13 protein-coding genes and 1 pseudogene (1 of these 14 running past the window's edge) are annotated in these 22,094 nt (G+C 67.5%); 10 read left to right on the top strand and 4 right to left on the bottom strand.

Translation table 11 applies throughout. The features are described 5' to 3' along the window. The first annotated feature begins 5 nt into the window (after nt 1–5). On the top strand, nt 6–713 hold the full coding sequence (locus AC1RL5_RS16990) for a pentapeptide repeat-containing protein (protein ID WP_093406096.1): 708 nt from the start codon (nt 6–8) through the stop codon (nt 711–713). Here AC1RL5_RS16990 and AC1RL5_RS16985 read toward each other — a convergent pair whose 3' ends face one another. After that, nucleotides 714–1,631, bottom strand: a complete 918-nt coding sequence (locus AC1RL5_RS16985; RefSeq protein WP_011060434.1) for a LysR family transcriptional regulator — start codon at nt 1,629–1,631, stop codon at nt 714–716. 95 nt (nt 1,632–1,726) lie between these two features. On the opposite strand from AC1RL5_RS16985, the gene AC1RL5_RS16980 reads away from it, so the two are divergent. From AC1RL5_RS16980 to AC1RL5_RS16970, 3 genes are all read left to right on the top strand, one after another. Beyond that, nucleotides 1,727–2,953 (top strand): MFS transporter, encoded by a 1,227-nt coding sequence (locus AC1RL5_RS16980; RefSeq protein WP_072451509.1) that lies wholly within the window; start codon nt 1,727–1,729, stop codon nt 2,951–2,953. A 2-nt stretch (nt 2,954–2,955) separates the two neighbouring features. Next, nucleotides 2,956–3,780, top strand: a complete 825-nt coding sequence (locus AC1RL5_RS16975; RefSeq protein ID WP_011060436.1) for a hypothetical protein — start codon at nt 2,956–2,958, stop codon at nt 3,778–3,780. Nucleotides 3,781–3,882: 102 nt separating this feature from the next. Further along, complete coding sequence (locus AC1RL5_RS16970; RefSeq protein ID WP_011060437.1) at nt 3,883–5,118, top strand: MFS transporter; 1,236 nt, start codon at nt 3,883–3,885, stop codon at nt 5,116–5,118. A 71-nt stretch (nt 5,119–5,189) separates the two neighbouring features. Here the strand turns inward: AC1RL5_RS16970 and AC1RL5_RS16965 are convergent, their stop codons facing one another. Further along, nucleotides 5,190–6,125, bottom strand: a complete 936-nt coding sequence (locus AC1RL5_RS16965) for a LysR substrate-binding domain-containing protein (RefSeq protein WP_011060438.1) — start codon at nt 6,123–6,125, stop codon at nt 5,190–5,192. A 166-nt stretch (nt 6,126–6,291) separates the two neighbouring features. Between AC1RL5_RS16965 and AC1RL5_RS16960 the strand changes: the two genes are divergently transcribed. From AC1RL5_RS16960 to aepX, 4 genes are all read left to right on the top strand, one after another. Next, complete coding sequence (locus AC1RL5_RS16960; RefSeq protein ID WP_019094691.1) at nt 6,292–7,521, top strand: pyridoxal phosphate-dependent aminotransferase; 1,230 nt, start codon at nt 6,292–6,294, stop codon at nt 7,519–7,521. Nucleotides 7,522–7,641: 120 nt separating this feature from the next. After that, nucleotides 7,642–8,472, top strand: a complete 831-nt coding sequence (locus AC1RL5_RS16955; RefSeq protein ID WP_011060440.1) for a hypothetical protein — start codon at nt 7,642–7,644, stop codon at nt 8,470–8,472. Between the two features lie 81 nt (nt 8,473–8,553). Further along, entirely contained in the window at nt 8,554–9,939 is a 1,386-nt protein-coding gene (gene fumC, locus AC1RL5_RS16950) for a class II fumarate hydratase (RefSeq protein WP_093406083.1), read from the top strand. A 42-nt stretch (nt 9,940–9,981) separates the two neighbouring features. Beyond that, on the top strand, nt 9,982–10,872 hold the full coding sequence (gene aepX, locus AC1RL5_RS16945) for a phosphoenolpyruvate mutase (RefSeq protein WP_011060442.1): 891 nt from the start codon (nt 9,982–9,984) through the stop codon (nt 10,870–10,872). 352 nt (nt 10,873–11,224) lie between these two features. Here the strand turns inward: aepX and AC1RL5_RS16940 are convergent, their stop codons facing one another. Together AC1RL5_RS16940 and AC1RL5_RS16935 are read right to left on the bottom strand one after the other, a co-directional pair. After that, nucleotides 11,225–12,661 carry an efflux transporter outer membrane subunit gene (locus AC1RL5_RS16940; RefSeq protein ID WP_492589798.1) on the bottom strand — a complete coding sequence of 479 codons (1,437 nt, stop codon included), beginning with the start codon at nt 12,659–12,661 and terminating at the stop codon, nt 11,225–11,227. Between the two features lie 59 nt (nt 12,662–12,720). Continuing rightward, nucleotides 12,721–13,521, bottom strand: coding sequence for a helix-turn-helix transcriptional regulator (locus AC1RL5_RS16935; RefSeq protein WP_072451506.1), 801 nt, complete (start codon nt 13,519–13,521; stop codon nt 12,721–12,723). A gap of 595 nt (nt 13,522–14,116) precedes the next feature. On the opposite strand from AC1RL5_RS16935, the gene ofaA reads away from it, so the two are divergent. Together ofaA and AC1RL5_RS16925 are read left to right on the top strand one after the other, a co-directional pair. Next, the gene (gene ofaA, locus AC1RL5_RS16930) at nt 14,117–20,482 is read left to right on the top strand and encodes an orfamide A non-ribosomal peptide synthetase OfaA (protein WP_492589796.1); all 6,366 of its coding nucleotides are present in this window, start codon (nt 14,117–14,119) and stop codon (nt 20,480–20,482) included. Nucleotides 20,483–20,991: 509 nt separating this feature from the next. Further along, nucleotides 20,992–22,094: pseudogene (locus AC1RL5_RS16925) on the top strand (non-ribosomal peptide synthase/polyketide synthase); its annotated part runs 26,511 nt beyond the window's last position; the annotation flags it as partial.

Here is a 22,094-nt window from a genome sequence, read left to right as displayed (position 1 = left end):
AGGGCATGCAGGCTCATGACGCTTACTTCACTATCGACGCCGTGGCGCTGCAGGACCGCTCCCTGGCCGAGCTGGCCGAGCTGGCCGCCGGGCAGCCGCTGCCGCTGCGCTGCGCAGGGCTGGACCTGAGTGGCCAGGACCTGTCCCGCATCAGCCTGCCCGGGGCCTGGTTCGAACGCTGCCTGCTGACCGGCGCCGATCTCACCGCGGCCAACCTGATCAATACCCGCTGGACCAGCTGCCGCGGCGGCCAGGCCAACCTGCGTTCTGCAGTGCTTACCGATGCCCGTTTCGAACGCTGTGACCTGAACAACACGCAATGGCAGCGCAGCAAGGTGGCCCATGCAAGCTTCGATGGCTGCAAGCTCACCGGCGCCCACTTCGGCGACGTGTCGGCCCTGGGCCTGAGCTTTTCCGACTGCCTGCTCAACAGCGCCATGCTCTCGGGCATCTCGTTCTACAAGTCGCAGTTGCACAACATCGATTTCAGCGAAGCCGACCTGACCTACTGCGACTTTCGCAAGGCGGTGTTTGTCGACGGCGGCAGCCTGTCCATGGCCCGGGTCAACAATGCCCGCTTCGATGACGCCGACCTGCGCGAAGCCAGCCTGCATGGGCTGCGCCTGGTGGATGCCAAGCTGTTCAAGGGGGCGATCATTTCCCGCAGCCAGGCCGGCATGCTCCTGGCCGGGCTGGGCCTGACCGTGCTCTGACTAGAGCCCGGCCGCTGCGGGTTGGGCCTGCAGCAATTCGTCGAGCACCCCCATGAACGCTTCCACCAACTGGCTGCGGCCCTGCTTGCGGGTCAGTACCAGCAACTGGGCGGTGGCGCTGGGGTCGGCGAGGGGGCGGTAAGTCACGCCTTTTTTCGCCAGGGTCTGGGTGCAGCGGGGCACCAGGGCAATGCCCTGGCCGGCGGCGACCAGGGCGATGATCGAGGTGATCTGCCGGCCGCTGGGGCCCGGGCGCAATGGCAGGCCGTTGCGTCGGTAGAGTTGTTCGATGGCTTCGTTGAGCCCCGAGCCGTAGTCGGCGGGAAACAGGATCAGCGGATGCTCGCTAAGCTCGGCCAGAGTCACTTGCGCCTGCGCGGCCAGGGGGCTGTCGCTGGAGATCGCCGCCACCAGCGGTTCGTCCCCCAGGGACAGGGACTGGATATCGCTCTGCTCGCTCGGCGGTTGCATGCGGCTCATGCCGATGTCGATGCGCCCGTCGACAATCTGCGACCACTGGCTGACCGAAGCACCTTCCACCAGGGTCAATTGCACGTCCGGGAAGCGCTGGGCGAAGGCCTGGATCGCCTGGCTGAACAGGTCCGAGAGGGCGATGGAACTGGCGTAGCCCAGGGCCAGTTGCCCGGCGCAACCTGCAGCCAGCTTGCCGGCCATGACCTGGGCCAGGTCCACCTGTTCCAGCACGGCCCGGGCGTACGGCAGGAAATGCCGGCCCTGGGCGGTGAGGGTCACGGTGCGGCTGGTGCGGTCGAACAGGCGAAACCCCAGTTCGGTTTCCAGGGCCGAAATCTGCCGGGTCAGCGGCGGTTGCGCCAGGTGCAGGCGCAGGGCGGCGCGACCAAAATGCAGCTCTTCGGCGACCGTCAGAAAATAACGCAACTTGCGTAGATCGAGCATCCTGTTCCCTGGGTATTGATCGGTCGGAATTCGGTATTGGTCTTGGCTTGGCGACGTATTTTATAAAGGCCTTTGGTCATAAAACGAGAGGTTTCATGAATTCGCGTCAGCATTGTGCGCGCATCGCCCTGTTTCTGTGTGGTTGTGCGGCATTTCTCAACCTGTATGCGACCCAGGGCATTCTCCAGGAATTTGCCCAGAGCTTTCAGGTGAGCATCCGGGAAGCCGGCTGGAGCATCACCGTCACCACCCTGGCGGTGGCCTTCACTGCGCCCTTTGTCAGCCGCTTTACCGGGCGTTTCGATCAGCGCCGGGTGATTGTGGTGGCCGCGCTGTTGCTGGCGGTGCCGGCGGGGCTGGCGGCCTGTGCCGGCAGTTTTACCCAGCTGCTGGTCTGGCGCCTGGTGGAGGGCATGCTGATCCCGGTGGTGTTCGCCACCAGCGTGGCCTACATCGGCGACCGCTGGAGCGGCGGCACCGTGACCGAAGTCACCAGCCTGTATGTCGCCGGCACCGTGCTGGGCGGCTTTGCCGGGCGTTTTGTCACCGGTTTCATGACCGAATACGTGGGCTGGCGCGAAGCCTTTGCCTTGCTCGCGGGCCTGAGCCTGCTGATCGGGGTGGCCATTCATTTGCTGCTGCCGACCAACCCGCCCCTGACCGCGCCCCGGGCATCCGGCGGCCTCGGTGCCCTGCGCGAGCTGTGCCGGCGGCCCTTGCTGGCGGCCTACGGCGTGGGCTTCTGCGTGCTGTTCTCGCAAGTGGCCACCTTTACCTACGCCGGGCTCTACCTGAGCCAGGCGCCGTTCGACCTGGGGGCTGCTGCCCTGGGCGCGATCTACAGCGTGTTCCTGCTGGCCCTGGTGGTGATCCCCATCGCCGGGCGCCTGAGCAAGTCGCGGCCCCAGGCCGAGCTGCTGGTGGCCGCGGCGTTGCTCGGGGTCTGCGGTTCGGCCCTGACCCTGCTGCCGTCGCTGTGGCTGATCGTGCTGGGCCTGGCCCTGAGTTCCACCGGAGTGTTCCTGGCCCAGGCCGCCGCCAACTCCTTTACCACCGCCACCGCCCGCCACAACAAGGCCGGCGCCGTGGGCCTGTACCTGACCTGCTACTACCTGGGCGGCAGCTTTGGCGCCGTGGTCCCGGCCCTGCTCTGGAGCCACTGGGGCTGGCAGGGCTGTGTGGCGCTGATCGTGCTGTTCCAACTGCTGTCGCTGCTGATTGCCTGGGGCGGCTGGAAGCCCCTCGAACCCCAAACCCCGGTCGCGGCTCGCGAACCGTCCAACCCGATAGATTCATCATCCAACAAGGAATACGTGAGGTGACCATGAATAACGTACTGACCCGGCAGAGCCAGTTGCTGAAGATTGTCGAACCTGTGTTGAACGACATGCCGGCCAGTGTCTTGAAGCATGCGCTGTTCGAGGCGTTCTGGAGCGAAGAGGGCGCCCTGGTGGACATCGAGCATGCCTTCGAGAAGCTCACCTCCCGTCGCCACGAGCCGGCGGTGCTGCGCAAGTTCTTCGCCAGTTGGTCGAAGACCAACAACTCCGCCACCAGTGTGTCCGGGCTGGCCAACCGCATCACCTTGCTGGCCCGCTCCGGGCAGGGCTCGGAAGCCGCCGACGGCCTGTACCGGGCCTGCGGCAGCCTGCAGCGGATCACCGATGAAGACCTGGGCGCCCTGGGCAATACCCTGCATTCGGACCTGTTCTACAACATGGCCACGCCGATCTGCGGCGATGACCAGTGGCTGCTCAAGGAAAACTGCCTGCCCTCGGCCCAGGGCTTCAAGGACTGGACGGATTTTCGCCGCCTGCGTGACCGCGACCTGCTGCAGGGCCTGCTGACCACCCTGATCCACGAGGTCTACACCCACGGCGAAGTGGAGTTCATCCACCCGCTGTACAAGCAGTGGTTCGTCCGCGACATGGGGGTGCCGGCAGAGAAGGCGCGCACCACCGTGGCCTGGGTCACGGTGCACACCGGCGGCACCGAGAGCAATCACTTCGCCCATGCGGTGGCGGCGGTCAACGAGTTCGTCGATGCCATGCAGGTGCGGGTCGACCCGCAGGCCGCACGGGAAATCTTCGCCGAATACCTGCAGCGCAAGGCTCGGGTAATGCGCGACTGTGCCCAGCTGTTGCGTTGATGGCTCCGGCCCGGCCCCGGCAACGGGGCTTGTGGCTGACCCAGGCTCGCCTATCCTGTTGCTGATTGACCCTTCCTTTTCATTTTGCAGCCTGTCTCGACAATGAATGACCTGAAACATCACGCCTCCCCGGAGGCATTGCCGGCGTCCGATGTGTCGGTGCGCCGCCGTTCCCTGGTGGCCGGTTGCGGCGCCCACGCGGTGCATGACGGCCTGACTGACGTGATCTATGTACTGCTGCCGATCTGGCAGGCGCAGTTCGCCATGAGCTACGCCCAGATCGGCCTGCTGCGCGGCGCCTATTCCGGGATGATGGCCGGCTTCCAGTTGCTGGCCAGCCGTGGAGCCAAGCGCTGGGGGCGCGAGCGCCTGCTGGTGGGTGGCACTGCCCTGGCCGGGCTGGCCTACCTGCTGGCGGGGCAGGCCGGGGGGCTGGGGGTGCTGCTTCTGGCGCTGCTGCTGGGCGGCCTGGGGGCCAGTACCCAGCACCCGCTGGCGTCCTCGATCATCACCGACACCCACGAGGCTGGCGGCGGGGTCAAGGAAGCGCTGTCCCAGTACAACTTCGCCGGGGACATCGGCAAGACCCTGATTCCCGGGTTGGTGGGGCTGCTGCTGACCGTGATCAGCTGGCGTGCCAGCGTGACCCTGATCGGCCTCCTGGGGCTGGCCGCTGCGCTGGCGCTGTGGTGGCTGATCCCGTCCCGGGCGGCGACCCTGGCCATGCAGGAAAAGGCGCCGAAGACGGTCAAGGGCCAGGGCTCGGTCGGCGGCCTGCGGGCACTGATCCTCACCGGCACCCTGGACAGTGCGGTACGCATGGGTTTTCTGACCTTTCTGCCGTTCCTGCTCAAGGCCAAGGGCGCCGGCACCGCCGGTATCGGCCTGGCCCTGACCCTGCTGTTCGTCGGTGGCGCTTTCGGCAAGCTGCTGTGCGGTTACCTCGGGGCGCGCATCGGCATGATGAAGACCGTATGGATCACCGAGTTCACCACCGCCAGCCTGATCGTGCTGGCGGTGTTCCTGCCCTATGTGGGGTTGATGGTGATGTTGCCGCTGCTGGGGCTGGCGCTGAACGGCACCTCGTCGGTGCTCTATGGCGCGGTGCCGGACCTGGCGGGGGCGGGCAAGCGCGAGCAGGCGTTCTCGCTGTTCTACACCGGCACCATCGGCGGCGGGGCGCTGGCGCCGGTGCTGTTCGGCAGCCTCGGCGACGTCACCGGGATTCCCCTGGCGGTGATGGCCCTGGCCGCGACCCTGCTGCTGACCCTGCCGCTGTCCTGGTACGTGCAGCGTGGCCTGGACGCCGACGCCCGGTCCTTACCCAGCCCCGGCTGAGGTCCCGCCAATGCCCTGAAAGCGCAGGCCCGGAGCGGGATTGTCCGGGCCTGCTGCTTGCTGGTGGAGCGCTAGCCGCGCAGGCGCCATTCGGGCCCCGCGGCAGGGGCCGGCAGCGGCGCTGCCAGGGTCCTGGCCAGTTCGACGAAGCGCTCCAGGCAGCGCGACCCCAGGGGCGTGCGCCAACTGACCGTCTGTTCCAGCACATAGGGCTCGGCCAGCGGCACATAGACCACCCCGGGACGCTGCAGGGTCGCGGTGTAGTCGGGCACCACGGCCACCCCGCGCTCCGCCGCCACCAGGGACACCAGGGTGGTCATCTGTGACGCCGTGGGCCCCAGGCGCGGGATGATCCCGCTGTGGGCGCAGAGGTCCTCCAGGGCGGTGTTCAGGGCCGATCCGTAGGCGCTGGGAAAGGTCACGAAGGATTCCCCCGCCAGTTCGCAAAACCCCAGGCTGCTCCTGCCGGCGAAAGCGCTGCGCGACGGCACCGCCACCACCAGGGAATCGCGCGAACTCACCAGCGACTGCAAACCGTGGGCCGGCAAGTTGGGCGCCCCCCAGCCAAAGCCGATATCCAGGCTGCCATCGATCAACTGCTGGCGCTGGCTGGCGGTGGACACCTCGCGAAACGCCAGCTCCACCTCCGGCAGGCTGCGGCTGGTGTTGCGGATCATCTCGGAGAAAGCGTTGGACAGGGGAATCGAGCTGGCATAGCCGATGACGATACGGCCGATGGCGCCATGGGCGATCTTGCGCGCGGTGGCCTCGGCCTCGCCGACGGCACTGATCACCCCCCGGGCCTGCTGCAGGAACAGTTCGCCCTCCGGGGTCAGGCACACGGTGCGGGTCGAGCGTTCGAACAGGCGGATGCCCAGGCGCGCCTCCAGGGCGGCGATATGCCGGGTCAGCGGCGGTTGGGCGATCCGCAGGCGCAGGGCGGCGCGGCCGAAGTGCAATTCATCGGCAACGGTGACGAAATAACGCAGACGACGGAGCTCTAGCATTTCTTGTTTTTCCAGTATCAATCACGACGCAAACAGTATTGGCCGCTATTTGCGACTGTCATCAGAATGTAAGACGACCAGCCTAGACCAGCTTTCCAGGTTGCCGGAGGCGCATGGGTACAGGCTCGGTTCACTCTGTTTTCCGATTGTTTTCGCAGGTACAAAAATGACAAGCAGCGAAGCCACGGCCGTCCGTTTTTCTTTGTCCCAGCGTGCGCTGGGCCTCAGTGCTCCAGGCACCTCGAGCATGCGCAGCAAAGCCAACGCCCTGAAGGAAAGCGGGATCAAGGTGATCAATTTCGCCGCCGGCGAATTGTCCTTCGATGCCTGCGAGGACATGCGCGCCGGGGCCATCGAAGCCATCGCCAATGCGCGCAACCGCTACACCCCGCCCATCGGCCTGCCGGCCCTGCGCGAGAAGCTCGCGCAACGGGTCAGCCAGCGCACCGGGGTGGAGTTCGCCGCCAATGAAGTGGCGGTCACCGCCGGGGCCAAGCAGGCGCTCTACAACGCCTGCATGGTGCTGCTCAACCCCGGGGACGAGGTGATAGTGCCGACCCCGTACTGGGAAACCTTTCCCACCCAGATCCGCCTGGCCGGCGCCACCCCGGTGTGCGTCCAGACCCGCGCCGACCACTACCGGCTGACGGTGGACGCGGTGCGTGGCGCGCTCACCGAGCGCACCCGGATGATCGTCATCAACACCCCCAACAACCCCACCGGCACCGTCTATGAACGCGAGCAACTGCTGGCCATCGCCCAGTTGGCCCAGGAGCGGCAACTGTGGGTGATGTTCGACGAGTGCTATCGCGGCCTGGTGCGCGAAGGCCACGAGCACCACAACATCCTGGCGCTGTGCCCGGCATTGAAAGGGCAGACGGTGCTGATCGATTCCTTCTCCAAGAGCCAGGCGGTGACCGGCTGGCGGGTCGGCTACGCCTGCGCCCCGGCGCCGGTGATCGCGGCCATGCACAACCTGCAGGGGCACACCACCTCAAACCCCAGCAGCCTGTCCCAGTACGCCGCGCTCAATACCCTGAACGCCGATTCGTCGCACTTTGCCGACCTGGTCAACCCGTTCCTGCAACGCCAGCTGCACGCCGCACGCACCTACCTCGACCGCCTGGAAGGGGTGAGCTATGCGCCGCCGGAAGGCGCCTTCTACCTGTATATCGATGTCTCTTCCCGGCTTGGCGGCTACTACCACGGCGAAGCGGTGCGCGATGTGGATCACCTGGCCGACCTGCTGCTGACCGAGGCGCACATCGCGGTGGTGCCCGGCTCCGGTTGTGGCGACCCCCACTGCATCCGCATTTCCTACGCCGTGGAATATGAGGAACTGATCGAGGGCCTGGGCCGTTTCGCCCAGTTCATCTCGGCGATCGTCATCGACTGAAGCGGCTCCCGGCAGCCCAGCCCCCAGGGGGATCAAGCCCGTTCCCGAGCCCACCGTGGCCCGGGCCGGCGTCGTTCATCTTGTTGTCCGTGAAGTGAAGAACAATTACAGGAGAAAAACATGGAGAGTTCCCGCAAGGCGTTCATCGGCTACGTGCACCAGGCCCTGGTGGATGTCGAGGACCGCAACCTGGTGGAGGCCCTGCTGACGGGCTTTGAAAACCACCCCGACAAGCTGGACGGCTACTGCCTGACCTACCAGCGCATGACCTCGCGCAAGTGGTCCGAGGACTCGCTGTGCACCTTCTTCTGCGGCTGGCGCAGCCCGGATGGCGCGGCCCATGCGGTGTCCAGCATCATCGTGCGGCTACTGCAGGAGTCCGAGGACCTGCCCGGTGATGACAACAAGCTCAAGCTGCTGGAGGCGGCCCGGCACTGCGGCGAGATCATCGTCGAGGACGTGGGCCTGGGCGAGATGCACGGCCATCCCCACCATTCCAAGCTCTACCACCGCATGGCCTCGGCCATTTGCGGCTCGGACAACTGGCGCCTGCAGGACAAGTACCTGAACCCCATCACCAAGGAGTTCTCCACCTGGGTCGGCGAGAAGCGCCCGCTGGCCCCGAACCTGGTGGAAGCCCTGGAGATGATGGCCCTGACCGAGCTGTTCAACACCGGCGAGTACAACCTGATGACACCACTGTGGAAGAACTGGCTGCGCGAATCCTGCGGTTACCCCGCCGGGGAAGCCAACCGCATCGCCGGCTTCCTCAGCGTTCACTGCGGCGCCGTCGAGGCCCGGCATTTCCGCCACGCCACCGACGCCCTGAAGCTCTACACCCAGGCCACCGGCCAGCAGGTCAACTACCGGCGCATCGCTGCGCTGTCCGATGAGTACGTGCTGCGCGCCTGCCAGCACCTGGAGAAGATGGCCTCCGTACTCAAGGAATAAGCGCCTGCCAACCAGGCCGGGCAGGGCGCCTGCCCGGCACCGCAGGCCGGACCCTCATTCATTTATTGGAGAACTACCCACATGCGTCTTGAATCCGACTCGATGGGTTCCATTTCGGTACCGTCCAACAAGTACTGGGGAGCCCAGACCGAACGCTCCATCCACAACTTCCCCATTGGCCGTGCACGCTTCCAGTGGGGGGCGCCGATGATCCGCAGCATGGGCATCCTGAAGAAGGCCGCGGCCCTGGCCAACCTCAAGCTCGGCGAGCTGCCGGAAGCCATTGCGCTGCCCATCGTCAAGGCGGCGGATGAGGTGATCAGCGGGCAATTGGACGAGCATTTCCCGCTGGTGGTGTTCCAGACCGGTTCCGGCACCCAGTCCAACATGAACGCCAACGAAGTGATCGCCAACCGGGCCATCGAGATGCTCGGCGGCGAGCTGGGCAGCAAGAAGCCGATCCACCCCAACGACCACGTCAACCGTGGCCAGTCGTCCAACGACACCTTCCCCACGGCGATGTACATGGTGGTGGTGACGGAGATCTTCGAAACCCTGCTGCCGGGCGTCTCGGTGCTGCGCGACACGCTGTTCGAGAAGGCCGAGCAGTACCGCGATGTAGTCAAGGTCGGACGCACCCACTTGCAGGACGCCACCCCCATCACCCTGGGCCAGGAGATCGGTGGCTGGGTCGAGCAGATCGACTATGCCCTGGCGGCCATCCAGCACAACCTCACCGGCCTCTACGATCTGGCCATCGGTGGCACTGCGGTGGGGACCGGGCTCAACTCCCATCCGCAGTTCGGCGACGAATGCGCACGAATCATCGCCGAGCTCACCGGCTACCCGTTCAAGTCCTGCGCCAACAAGTTCTTCGCCCTGTCGGCCCACGATGCCCTGGTCAACACCTCGGCGGCGATCCGCACCCTGGCCATGGCCCTGATGAAGATCGCCAACGATGTGCGCTGGCTGGCCAGCGGGCCGCGCTGCGGCATCGGCGAGATCGACATTCCAGAGAACGAGCCGGGCTCCTCGATCATGCCGGGCAAGGTCAACCCGACCCAGTGCGAGGCGCTGACCATGGTCTGTACCCAGGTCTTCGGCAACGACGCCACCGTGGCCTTCGCTGGCAGCCAGGGCAATTTCCAGCTCAACGTCTACAAGCCGGTGATGGTGCACAACGTGCTGGAAAGCATCACCTTGCTGGCCGAGTCCTGCCGGGCCTTCAACGACCACTGCGCGGTGGGCATCGAGCCGAACCGGGCGCGCATCGAGGCCAATATCGAGAAGAACCTGATGCTGGTGACCGCCCTCAACCGCCACATCGGCTATGACAAGGCCGCGATCATCGCCAAGACCGCCCACCACGAGGGCAAGTCGCTGCGGGAAGTGGCCCAGCAGCTGGGCTATGTCTCGGCGGCGGATTTCGACCGCTACGTGGTGGCCCTGGACATGACCCATCCCTGAGCGAACCCGGTGTTCCCCAACCACAAGAGGCGTGTGAATCCCATGCAGGAAGCTGATATTCGCCGAACCAACCTGAGCCAGTTGCTGCGCCGCAAGCGCTGCCTTCGCGTGCTCGAAGCCCACAGCCCGATCTCCGCCCTGCTGGCGGAGCAATCCAGGCTGGAGCGGGGCAGCGGACCGAGCCTGGTCTACGACGCCATCTGGTCCAGCTCCCTTACCGACTCGACCCACAAGGGCCTGCCGGACATCGAGATCCTCTCGCCGAGCAACCGCTTGCACGGCATCCGCGAGATCTTCGATGTGTGTTCGTTGCCGATGATTTTCGACGGCGATACCGGGGGCAAGGCCGAGCACTTCGCCATCCACGTGAAGATGCTGGACCGGGCCGGGGTCTCGGCGGTGGTGATCGAGGACAAGTGCGGGCTGAAGAAGAATTCGCTGTTCGGCAACGCGGTGAGCCAGCTCCAGGACTCCATCGAGGAGTTCTGCGAAAAGATCCGCGTGGGCTGCGCCAACCGCAGCCACGAGGATCTGCTGATCATCGCCCGTTGTGAAAGCCTGATCCTCGACAAGGGCATGGACGATGCCATCGAGCGCTGCCTGGCCTATGTCGCGGCCGGCGCTGACGGGATCATGATCCACAGCCGCAAGAAGGACGGCCTGGAGATCCTCGAGTTCGCCCGGTTGTTCCGCCGCCACTGCCCGCGGGTGCCGCTGATCTGTGTGCCCACCAGCTACGCTCACTTGAGTTTCGACGAGCTGGAGGGGGCTGGCTTCAACGCGGTGATCTACGCCAACCACATGCTGCGCAGTGCCTACATGGCCATGCGTGATGTGGCGGTGGGGATTCTCGAGCATGGCCGGACCCTGGAGGTGGAACCGCGGTGCCTGGGCATCGACGAGATCCTCGACCTGGTGCCGGGCACCCGTTAGGCACTCGCGGCCAACCCCCGTCGCAGGGCCCTGGAGCGGGCGTGCTTTATCCGGTGCCGTGGCAAGATTCGGAACGTCCTGAAATCAGAATTTTCCTACAGACGCTGTGGGGGGCGCTCTCTAGACTCGCTCCCCGTTCGCCCGGCCAGCTACCACAGGCAACACGCTGAATGGCGGTGGTTGGTCAGGGCGGGCTGCAACACGGCTGTACCTGCCTGCCCGGTCCATGTTTCGCCTACTGCCCTGGCTGACCGGGTTGGTTCTACAGCGTGGGGCACTCATGGCCCCGGTCCCCGCATCCCCCCAACATCTCATCGCCCCAGCCCCCTGATACCCGGCCGTCGCCAGTGGCTCAGGGCAAGGTCTGGGCGCGGGCCAGGCTCGGTGCCTGCGCGCCATCCTCCCAGGCACCACCCAGGGCCCGGAACAGATTTACCTCGGCCAGCAACTGCGCCAGGCGGTCGTTGATCAGCCCTTGCTGGGCGCTGAACAGCGAGCGCTGGGCATCGAGGAACACCAGGTTGCTGTCGACGCCGATGCGGTAGCGGTGCTCGGCCAGGTTGTAGTAGTCCTGGCTGGCCTGCACCAGGCTGTGCTGGGCACTCAGTTGCTGCTGGAAGGTCTGGCGCGCGGCCAGGCCGTCGGCGACTTCCTGGAAGGCGGTCTGGATGGCCTTTTCATACTGGGCGACGCTGATGTCCTTCTGCAGCCGGGCGTAATCCAGGCTGGCCCGCAGGCTGCCGGCATTGAAGATCGGCAGGTTGATCTGCGGCTGGAAGGTCCAGGCCCCGGCACCACCCTTGAACAGCCCGGACAGCTCCTTGCTGGCGCTGCCGGCGTTGGCGGTCAGGCTGACGCTGGGGAAGAACGCTGCACGGGCCGCGCCTATATTGGCGTTGGCGGCCTGCAACTGGTACTCGGCCTGGAGAATGTCCGGGCGCCGCTGCAGCAGGTCCGAGGGCAGGCCCGCGGGCACCTGGGCCAGCATGCCCTCGGCCAGCCCGCGCCGGGGCAGGGCGTCGGGCAGCGGCGCCCCCACCAGCAGCGTCAGGTTGTTCAGGTCCTGGGCCACCTGGCGCTGGTAGCGGGCCAGGCTGGCGCGGGCACTGTCGACGCTGGTGCGGGCCTGGGCCACATCCAGGGCCGAGATCTTGCCGGCGCTGCCATTGCGGGCGGTCAGGCGCAGGCTCTGTTCGTCCGCGGCCAGGGTCTTGCGGGTCAGCTCCAGCAACTCCTGGTCGGCACACCAGCTCAGGTAGGCCGTGGCGACATTGGCCACCAGGCTCAACTGCGCGCTGCGCCGTGCCTCTTCGCTGGACAGGTAGGTCATCAGCGCCTGCTGGCTGAGGCTGCGGATGCGCCCGAAGAAGTCCAGCTCATAGGCACTGATGCCCAGGTTGGCGGAGTAGCTGGAGCTGATCAGTGCCTTGCTGCCGGTCATCTGTTCCGGCAGGCGCTGGCGCTTGCCCGAGGCGCCGGCGCTCACCGCCGGGAACAGGTCGGCACGCTGGATGCGGTACTGGGCCTGGTAGGCCGCGACATTCAGCGCCGCCACTCGCAGGTCGCGGTTGTTCTGCAGGGCGCTGTGAATCAATTGCTGCAGCAACGGGTCCTGGAACAGTCCCTGCCAGTCGGCCCCCGGGTTGCCGACAGCGGGGGCGAAGGCTGCGCCCTGTGGGTACTGGGGCGCCACGGGAGCGGTCGGGCGCTGGTAGTCCGGGGCCAGGGAGCAGCCGCCTAGGGCCAGGGCCAGGGCCAGGGCCGCCAGGGTCAGTGGGGAGTTACGCATTGATCAGCCTCGTGACAAGGACATCCTGATGGCGGACAGCCAGGGGCGTGCGGGCGGTTTCAGGCGCCGACCATCCACTTGGCCAGCCCGTGACGGCCGCTGACCCCGAGCTTGGCGGCGGCGCGCTTGAGGTAGGTTTCCACCGAGCTGTTCTTGACGCTCAGGCGCTGGGCCATTTCCGGCACGGTGCCGCCGGTCAGCAACCCCAGGCAGACTTCCTTTTCCCGCGCCGAGAGGGTGATGTCGCCCAGGGACAGGCGCTCATCGAACTCCCGTTGCAGCGGTGTCTGCTGCAAGGCATCGGCGGGCTTGGCACTCCAGCTGCGCAAGTTCTTCAGGGCCTGTTGCCGGTGCAGTTGGGCGTGGCGTTCCAGCAACGGCAGCAGGGTCTGCGACAGGCTCTTGAGAAACGACAGTTCGGACAGGGAAAAGCCGCCCTGGTCGGGAGCCCGGTAGAGGGCGATGACACAGCGGCGATTGGCTTTGCGCGAGACCAGGTGGCATTGGTGCGCGGTGGTGCGGGAAGGGCCGCTGCGGGCCTGGGCATTCATTTGAATCAGCAGCGAGTCGTCCATTTCCAGCATCTGCTGCAGCAGCGGGTCATGGCGTCGCGGCGGCTCCGGCAGTGGCAGGTCCTTGTGCAGCCCGGCGCGTCCCAGCAGGGTAATGGCCAGGGGGCTGGCCTGGCGTTCGTCCAGGGTCCATTCGCTGAGCACCAGTTGGGTCAGTGGCACCAGCTTGTCCACCAGTTGCAGCATTTCGCTGGCGAACTGCGGGTGGCCGGAGCAGGAAATCAACTGCCCCAGTTCGAAGTAGAAGTGCGGGGTTTCCAGGTTCGCAATACTGCTGGTCAGACTCATATCCTTATCATCCTTGATCGAGACAAATCGCTGATCGACGCGCGCTTGCCGCGGCATGCCGTGGCAGATTCCCGATGAACCTGATCCAGTTCCCGGGCGTTGATTTAAGCCTATGGCTTTGCCTGGCGTCTGTAGGGGGAAACCGGGACATCATGGCCCTGCCAGGGCCTCGCCAAGGCTCTGGGTCAAGCCCTTGCGACGGTCCCGCCGCCCCCGCCGGCGGGGTGTTTCCCGGCGTCAAGGTTGCCCGAGGGGCAAGCCTGCGGTGGAACGCAAAAGCCCTCCGCCAGGCCATGAGCGTCGTTCACGCGTAGCCAATTTCCTACAGCCGATTCAGCTGATCAGCAGAGCCGCTGCAACAGCCCGGCGCGGTGCTGCCCGAGATGGCCGACCGGGGCCGGAACTGTCCGGGTTTCGGGTGACATACAGGCCCTGGGGCCGATGCTTAAATCCGCGGACGCCGGTGCCCGGGCCCATCACATGAGAAGGATCTTATGACGCATTTTTCCGCCGCAGCCGTGGGCGCTTTCGTCGCGCCAGTCACCCCAGCCAGCCACTGCCCGCCATGGGCCGGGCACCCCGCCCGGGGGCGCGCATGAACGCCGGCCCGGTACAGGCCCGGGGCCTGCCGCTGACCGCCGGGCAGCGCGATATCTGGCTCGACCAACTGAGCCGGGGTGACTCGCCGCTGTACAACATCGGCGGCTATGCCGTGCTCAAGGGGCCGTTCCGGCCCGAGCTGATGCAGCGCACCGTGGAGCTGCTGGTGGACAAGCACGACGTGCTGCGCACCGTGCTGTCCCTGGAGGGCAGCGTCGACGGCCTGCCCTTGCAGCACTTCGACCGGCAGTGGCCGGTGGAGCTGGTGTTCCATGACCTGTCCGCGGCGGCCGATCCGCTGGCGGCGGCCCAGGCGCAGATCCGCCGGCAGATGCAGCAGGCGTTCAAGCTCGACGGCGAACGGCTGTGCCGCTTCTCGCTGTTCCGGGTGGGCCCCGAGCATCACCTGATGGAAGTCGAGGCCCATCACCTGATCCTCGACGGCTGGGGGTTCGCCCAGCTGTCCCAGTCCCTGGGCGGGCTCTACAGCGCCCTGGCCAGCGGCGAGGAGCCCCAGGCCACGGCGCCGTCCTTTGTCGACTTCATCGAGGACGACGCCCGCTACCACCAATCCAGCCGCTATGCCCGGGACCGCGACTACTGGCTGGACAAGTACCAGAGCCTGCCGGAGCCGGTGCTGCGCCCGCGCTACCGGCCCGCCGCCGACGCCGCGACCCCGGGGGCGACCCTGGTCCAGGCGTTCCCCGCGGCCTTGCACGAACGCATGAAGGCCCTGGGCAAGAGCACCGGGGCCTCGGCCTTTCATGTGCTGCTGGCGGCGCTGCATGTGTACTTCACCCGCACCCTGCAACGGGACGAATGGGTCCTGGGCATGCCGGTGCTGAACCGCCCCAATGCGGCCTTCAAGGTGACCCTGGGTTCCTTCACGCAGGTCAGCGCGGTGCGCATGGACTTCGGCCGCGAACTGAGCTTCGAGGCCCTGGTGGGGGCGGTGCGCGATGTACTGAAACAGGACTTCCGCCATCAGCGCTTTCCCCTGAGCGAACTCAACCGCGCCCTCGGCCTGCTGCGCGAAGACCGCGCGCAGCTGTTCGAGCTGTCGCTGTCCTATGAACTGGAAGACCTGGACTACCGCTACGGCGAGGCGGCGGCCTCGTCGGTGAAAGTCTCCAACCGCCACGAGCCCACGCCCCTGGCCATCCACCTGCGCAGCAACAGCTTCGATGACAGCGCCTGGATGCACTACGTCTACGACTCGGCGTATTTCCAGCCCGAGGAAATCGAGGCCCTGGCCGCGCGCCTGCTGCATGTGCTGGAGCAGGGGCTGGACAATGTGCAACTGCCGGTGGCCCGCTTCTCCCTGCTGCCTGCCGCCGAGCTGCGCCGCTTGCAGGCCTGGAACGCCAACGAACAGCCAGCCGCCGCCGAACAGCGGATTCACGCCCGGGTCGCAGCCTGGGCCCGGCGCACGCCCCAGGCCATTGCCCTGGTCGCCCAGGGCCAGGCCCTCAGCTATGAACAGCTCGACCGCCGGGCCAACGCCCTGGCCCTGCACCTGCGCGAGCTGGGAGTGGGGCCGGATGCGCGGGTGGCCATCGTCGCCCGGCGCAGCCCGGAAACCCTGGTGGGGCTGCTGGCGATTCTCAAGGCCGGCGCGGGCTATGTACCCCTGGACCCGGCCCATCCGGCTGAGCGCCTGGCCTTCCTGCTGCACGACAGCGCGCCGCGGGCGGTGTTGACCCAGGGCGCCCTGCGCCAGTGCCTGCCGACGCTGAACGTGCCGCTGATCGACCTCGACAACGGCCAGTGGCTGGACGGCCCGGGCGAGATTGCCGAGGCCGCCGGGCTGACCGCCGAGCACCTGGCCTACGTGATCTACACCTCCGGCTCCACCGGCCAGCCCAAGGGCGTGATGGTGGAGCACCAGAGCCTGTCGAACCTGGTGGACTGGCATGGCCGGGCTTTCGACCTCCAGGCTGGCAGCCACACCTCATGCCTTGCCGGTTTCGGCTTCGATGCCATGGCCTGGGAAGTCTGGCCGGCCCTGTGCGCCGGGGCGACCCTGCACCTGGCGCCGGTCAGCGACGGCCCCGAGGAGCTGGACCGCCTGCTGGCCTGGTGGCGCGCCCAGCCGCTGGAGGTGAGCTTTCTGCCGACCCCGGTGGCCGAGTACGCCCTCAGCCAGCAACTGGGCCACCCGACCCTGCGCACCTTGCTGATCGGCGGCGACCGCCTGCGCCAGTTGCCTGCTGACCCCGGGTTTGCCGTGATCAACAACTACGGCCCCACCGAGGCCACGGTGGTCGCCACTTCCGGGGCCATCGAGGCCGGGCAGGCCCTGCATATCGGCCGGCCCATCGCCAATACCCGGATCTACCTGCTGGATGAACAGCAGCAACTGCTGCCCATCGGCGTGCCCGGCGAGCTCTATGTGGGCGGTGGCGGGGTGGCCCGGGGTTACCTCAACCGCGATGGGATGAATGCCGGACGCTTCCTTGCGGACCCCTTCAGCGACCGTCCCGGCGCGCGCATGTACCGCAGCGGCGACCTGGCTCGCTGGCGGGAGGACGGCAGCCTGGAATACCTGGGGCGCAACGACGATCAGGTGAAGATCCGCGGCCTGCGCATCGAGCTGGGGGAAATCGAGACCCGCCTGGGGGATCACCCGGCAGTGCGCGAGGCGCTGGTCCAGGCCCGGGACGGCCAGTTGCTGGCCTGGTTCATTCCGCGCCAGGCGGTCACGGCCCTGCAACTGCGGGAATTTCTGCGCCAGCAGTTGCCGGAGTACATGTTGCCCATGGCCTACGTACCGCTCGACGCCTGGCCGCTGACCGGCAACGGCAAGCTGGACCGCCGGGCGCTGCCGGCGCCGGGGCCCGAGGACCTGATCAGCCGCGCCTACGAGGCGCCCCGGGGCCCGCTGGAAATCACCCTGGCCGGGCTCTGGAGCGAACTGCTGCAGGTGGAGCAGGTGGGCCGCCACGATCACTTCTTCGAACTGGGCGGGCATTCGCTGCTGGCCCTGCAACTGATCCAGCGCATGGCCCAGGCCGGCCTGCAGGCCGATGTGCGGGTGCTGTTCGGCCAGCCGACCCTGGCCAGTCTCGCTGCGGCGGTGAGCACCGGGCAGGTCGTCGAGGTCCCGGCCAACCGCGTTCCGCCCGACTGCCAGCGCATCACCCCGGCGATACTGCCCTTGGTGGAGCTGGACCAGGACAGCATCGACCGCGTGGTGGCCTGCATCCCCGGCGGCGCTGCCAATGTGCAGGACATCTACCCCCTGGCGCCGTTGCAGGAGGGCCTGCTCTATCACCACATGACCGCCGCCCGCGATCCCTACCAGCAGCACGCGCTGTTCGCCTTCGCCCGGCGCGAGGACCTGGACGCCTTCGCCCTGGCGCTGCAGGCAGTGATCGAGCGCCACGACATCCTGCGCACCAGCCTGGTCTGGGACGTGCTGGAGCAGCCGCTGCAGGTGGTCTGGCGCCAGGCCCGGCTGACGGTTCAAGAATGGCAGGCCGGGCCCGGCGGCCATGTAGCGGAGCGACTGCGCGAGCACTTCGACCCGCAGCACAACCCGCTGGATATCCGCCAGGCGCCGATGCTGGCCCTGGCCTGGGCCGAGGACCGGGCCAATGGGCGCTGGATCGGCCTGCTGCGCTTCCATCACCTGGTCAACGACGCCACCAGCACCGCGGTGCTGCTGGCGGAAATCGCCGCCCATGTGCAAGGCCGGCAAGCCAGCCTGGCGCCGGCCTATGCCTACCGTGACTACGTGGCTCGCACGCGCCAGGGGCAGGCCGCCCACAAGGCGTTCTTCGAGGCCGGCCTGGGCACGGTGGACGAGCCGACCCTGGCCTTCGAACTGCAGGAACGGCCCGGGGAACATCTGGACCTGCAACACGCCAGCGGCCTGCTGGAAGCCGAGCTTGGCCAGCGCCTGCGAACCCAGGTGCGCCAGCTCGGGGTCAGCGCCGCCAGCCTGTTTCACCTGGCCTGGGCCCTGGTACTGGGGCGTACCAGCGGCCGTGAGGACGTGCTCTTCGGCAGTGTATTGCTGGGCCGCCTGCAAGCCGGGGCGGGGGCCGACCGGGCCCTGGGCATGTTCATCAACACCTTGCCACTGCGCCTGGAACTGGCGGGGCTGACGGTGGCCGAGGGGCTGGGCCAGGCCCAGCAGCGCCTCAGTGCCTTGCTCGCCCACGAGCAGGCGCCGCTGTCCCTGGCCCAGCGCTGCAGCGCGGTGGCGGCGCCGACCCCGCTGTTCAATGCCTTGCTCAACTATCGCCACAACCTCGGCGGCGACCTGTTGCAGGGTTTGCCTGGGGTCGAGTTGCTGAGCAGCGAAGAGGTGCTCAGCTACCCGCTGATGCTGGCGGTGGACGACCTGGAACCGGGGTTCCGCCTGGGCTGCCGGGCCCCGCGGCGGATCGGCGCGCAACGCCTGCTGGGCTACCTGAGCACCGCTCTCGAAGCGCTGGTGCTGGCCCTGGAACAGGCGCCGCAGACGCCGTTGCACAGCCTGTCGATCCTGCCGCCGGTGGAGTCGCGCTACCTGCTGCAAACGCTCAATGCCACCCGTTCGCAATACCCGCGGGAGCTGACCCTGCATGCCCTGTTCGAGGCCCAGGTGCGGCGCACGCCCGAGGCCATTGCACTGCAGGCCGGCGCGCGGCAACTGAGCTACCGGCAGCTCAACCAGCGCGCCAACCAGCTGGCCCATTACCTGCGCGAGCAGGGGGTGGGGCCGGATGTGCGAGTCGGGCTCTGCGTGCAGCGCAGCCCGGAACTGCTGATCGGCCTGTTGGGCATCCTCAAGGCCGGCGGTGCCTATGTGCCCCTGGACCCGGACTACCCGCTGGAGCGCCTGCGCTACCTGGTGCAGGACAGCCAGCCACTGGCGGTGCTGGTGCACCAGCCGACCCGCGAGCTGCTGGGCCCGCTGCCCCTGTCGCTGATCGACTTCGACCGCAGTACCTGGGAGCAGGCGCCGCAGCATGATCCCGTGGTGGCAGGGCTGACGGTTTCGCACCTGGCCTACGTGATCTACACCTCGGGTTCCACCGGTACACCCAAGGGGGTGATGGTGGAGCACCGCGGCCTGGGCAACCTGATGCACTGGAGTTCGCAGCTGTGTGGCGAGCGGGCCCGGGGCACCCTGCTGCAAAAGGCGCCGTTCAGCTTCGACGGCTCGGTCTGGGAGCTGTTCTGGCCCCTGGTCACGGGCATGCGCCTGTTGCTGGCGCGGCCCGACGGCCAGCGCGATCCGCTGTATCTGGCGCAATTGGTGCGCGAGGAGCAGGTGAGCATGATCAAGTTCGTGCCGGCCATGCTCCTGCAATTTCTGCAGCTGGAAGAGGCCGGCCAGTGCCACAGCCTGACCGATGTGTTCTGCGGCGGCGGCGAGCTGACCGAAGCGATTGCCCGGCTGTTCCGCCAGCGCCTGCCCGGGGCCCGTTTGCACAACGTCTACGGCCCCACCGAGGCCACCGTGGACAGCAGCGCCTGGACCCTGGAGCCAGGGGCGGCGGTGCCGCCGGTGCAACTGCCGATCGGCAAGGCCATCACCAACACCCGGCTGTATGTGCTGGATGCCCATGACCAGCCGGTGCCCCAGGGCGTCAGCGGCCAGCTGCACATTGGCGGGGTCGGGGTTGCCCGGGGTTACCTGGGCTTGCCGCAGTTGCAGGCCGAGCGCTTTATCGACAGCCCCTTTGTCGCCGGCGACCGGCTGTACCGCAGCGGTGACCGGGTGCGCTACAACGCTGACGGCGACCTGGAGTTCCTCGGGCGCAACGACTTCCAGGTCAAGCTGCGGGGGCTGCGCCTGGAGCTGGGGGAAATCGAGGCGCGGCTGGCCAGCCACCCGGCCCTGCGCGAGGTGGCGGTGCTGATGCGTGGCGAGCGCCTGGTGGCCTATTTCAGCCTGCACCCCGGGGTGGCGGCGCCGGGGATCGAGGCGCTGCGGGCCCATGTCCTGGAGCGTCTGCCGGAGTACATGGTGCCGGCAGCCTATGTGCAACTGGCGGCGCTGCCCCTGAGCGCCAACGGCAAGCTGGCGCGCGATGCACTGCCGGAGCCGGGCCTGGAAGCGGTGCTGAGCCGCGATTTCGAGCCGCCCCAGGGGCCGCTTGAAACCACCCTGGCGCGGCTCTGGGCCGAGGTGCTGCAAGTGGAGCGGGTAGGGCGCCACGACCACTTCTTCGAACTGGGCGGGCATTCCCTGCTGGCGGTCAGCCTGGTGGCGCGGATGCGCCAGGAAGGCCTGCACGCCGATGCCCGCCTGTTGTTCAGCCAGCCGACCCTGGCGGCGCTGGCGGCCCATACCCTGGGCCAGTTGCAGCGCCTGGAAATCCCCGCCACCACCATCCCCCAGCTCAAGCGCCAGCGGCGTCTCTGAGGCCGCTGCAAGTGCTTTTCCCCGCGCCGGCCCCAGGGCCGGCGCGGGCCGTGGTACCTCAGCGGGACAGGCCCCGCGCCATGTCCCGGCTTCCCATGTCAGCCCCGCTGCGGCGGATGTTTTAGCGTCTGCGAGCTGCCAGCAAGCCTGGCGGGCTCACTGTCCCTGGTGCTTTTTGCGCAACGGCGCGACAGCCCCGCGCGGTGCCTGGCAGCGGCGCTTGTCGCCCGTCCGGGCAGCGGGGCGCCGGTGAAAGGTTGCATCTGAAACAAGGACGTTCTCTTCAACCGTTTCCGAATTCTCAGGCAGGTTACAAGATGCAGTTCAGCGAATTGATGGCAGTGCTTTCGACCCTGGCGATCCGTCTTCAACGGGAACAGGAGGACCTGCTCGTCCAGGGCGATGACGAGGCGCTGGACGACGGGCTCTGGGACAGCCTGGTGCAGCACAAGGCCCGGCTCCTGGAACTGCTCGACGGCCAGGGTGGCAGCTGGCTGAGCCCGGCCTTCAGGATCACCCCGGACATGCTGCCCCTGGTGCAGCTGGACCCGCCCGCCATCGAGCGTATCGTCGCCGCAGTGCCCGGTGGCGCCGCCAACGTGCAGGACATCTACCCCCTGGCGCCGCTGCAGGAGGGCATGCTCTATCATCATTTGTCCGCCGCCCAGGGCGACCCCTATGTGCTGCAGGCGCGCTTCGCCTTTGCCAGTGCCGAGCGACGGCAAGCCTTCGCCGAAGCCTTGCAATGGGTCATCGACCGCCACGACATCCTGCGTACCGCCATCGCCTGGGAAAGCCTGGATGAGCCGTTGCAGGTGGTCTGGCGCCAGGCGCCGCTGGTGATCGAGGCCGTGGCGCTGGACCCGGCCGACGGCGATGTGCTCGGCCAGTTGCAGGCCCGCTACGACTCCCGGCACTTTCGCCTGGACCTGCGTCAGGCGCCGCTGCTGCGCCTGGTGCACGCCGAGGACCCGGCCAACCAGCGCCAGGTGGCGCTGCTGCTGTTTCATCACCTGGCCCTGGACCACTCCGCGCTGGACCTGGTACGCCAGGAAATCCACGCCCGCCTGCAAGGGCACAGCGAGCGCCTGCCGGCCCCGGTACCGTTTCGCAACCATCTGGCCCAGGCCCTGGCAAGCCGCAGCGAGGCGGCCCACGAACGCTTCTTTCGCGAGATGCTCGGCGATATCGACGAGCCGACCCTGCCGTGCGGCCTGGGGGATGTGCAGGGCGCCGGGCGGGTGATCGAAGAGGCCCGGCTGACCCTGGACCGCGAGCTCAGCCAGCGCCTGCGGGCCCAGGCCCGGCAACTGGGGGTGAGCAGCGCCAGCCTGATGCACCTGGCCCTGGCCCGGGTGCTGGGCCAGCTGTCGGGGCGCGAAGCGGTGGTGTTCGGCACCGTGCTGCTGGGCCGCATGGAGGCCGGCGAAGGCGGCGAGCGGGCCCTGGGCATGTTCATCAACACCTTGCCGCTGCGGGTGGATGTCGGCGCCCAGGGCGTGCGCGCCGGGGTCCTGGCCACCCATCAGCGGCTCAGTGCCTTGCTCGCCCATGAGCATGCGTCCCTGGCCCTGGCCCAGCGCTGCAGCGGGGTCAGTGCGCCGACGCCGCT

This window comes from Pseudomonas sp. GW822-FHT06D10 (assembly GCF_058799535.1).
The sequence above is the reverse complement of the archived record's forward strand: the minus strand, read 5'-3'. Positions and strand labels throughout refer to the sequence as shown.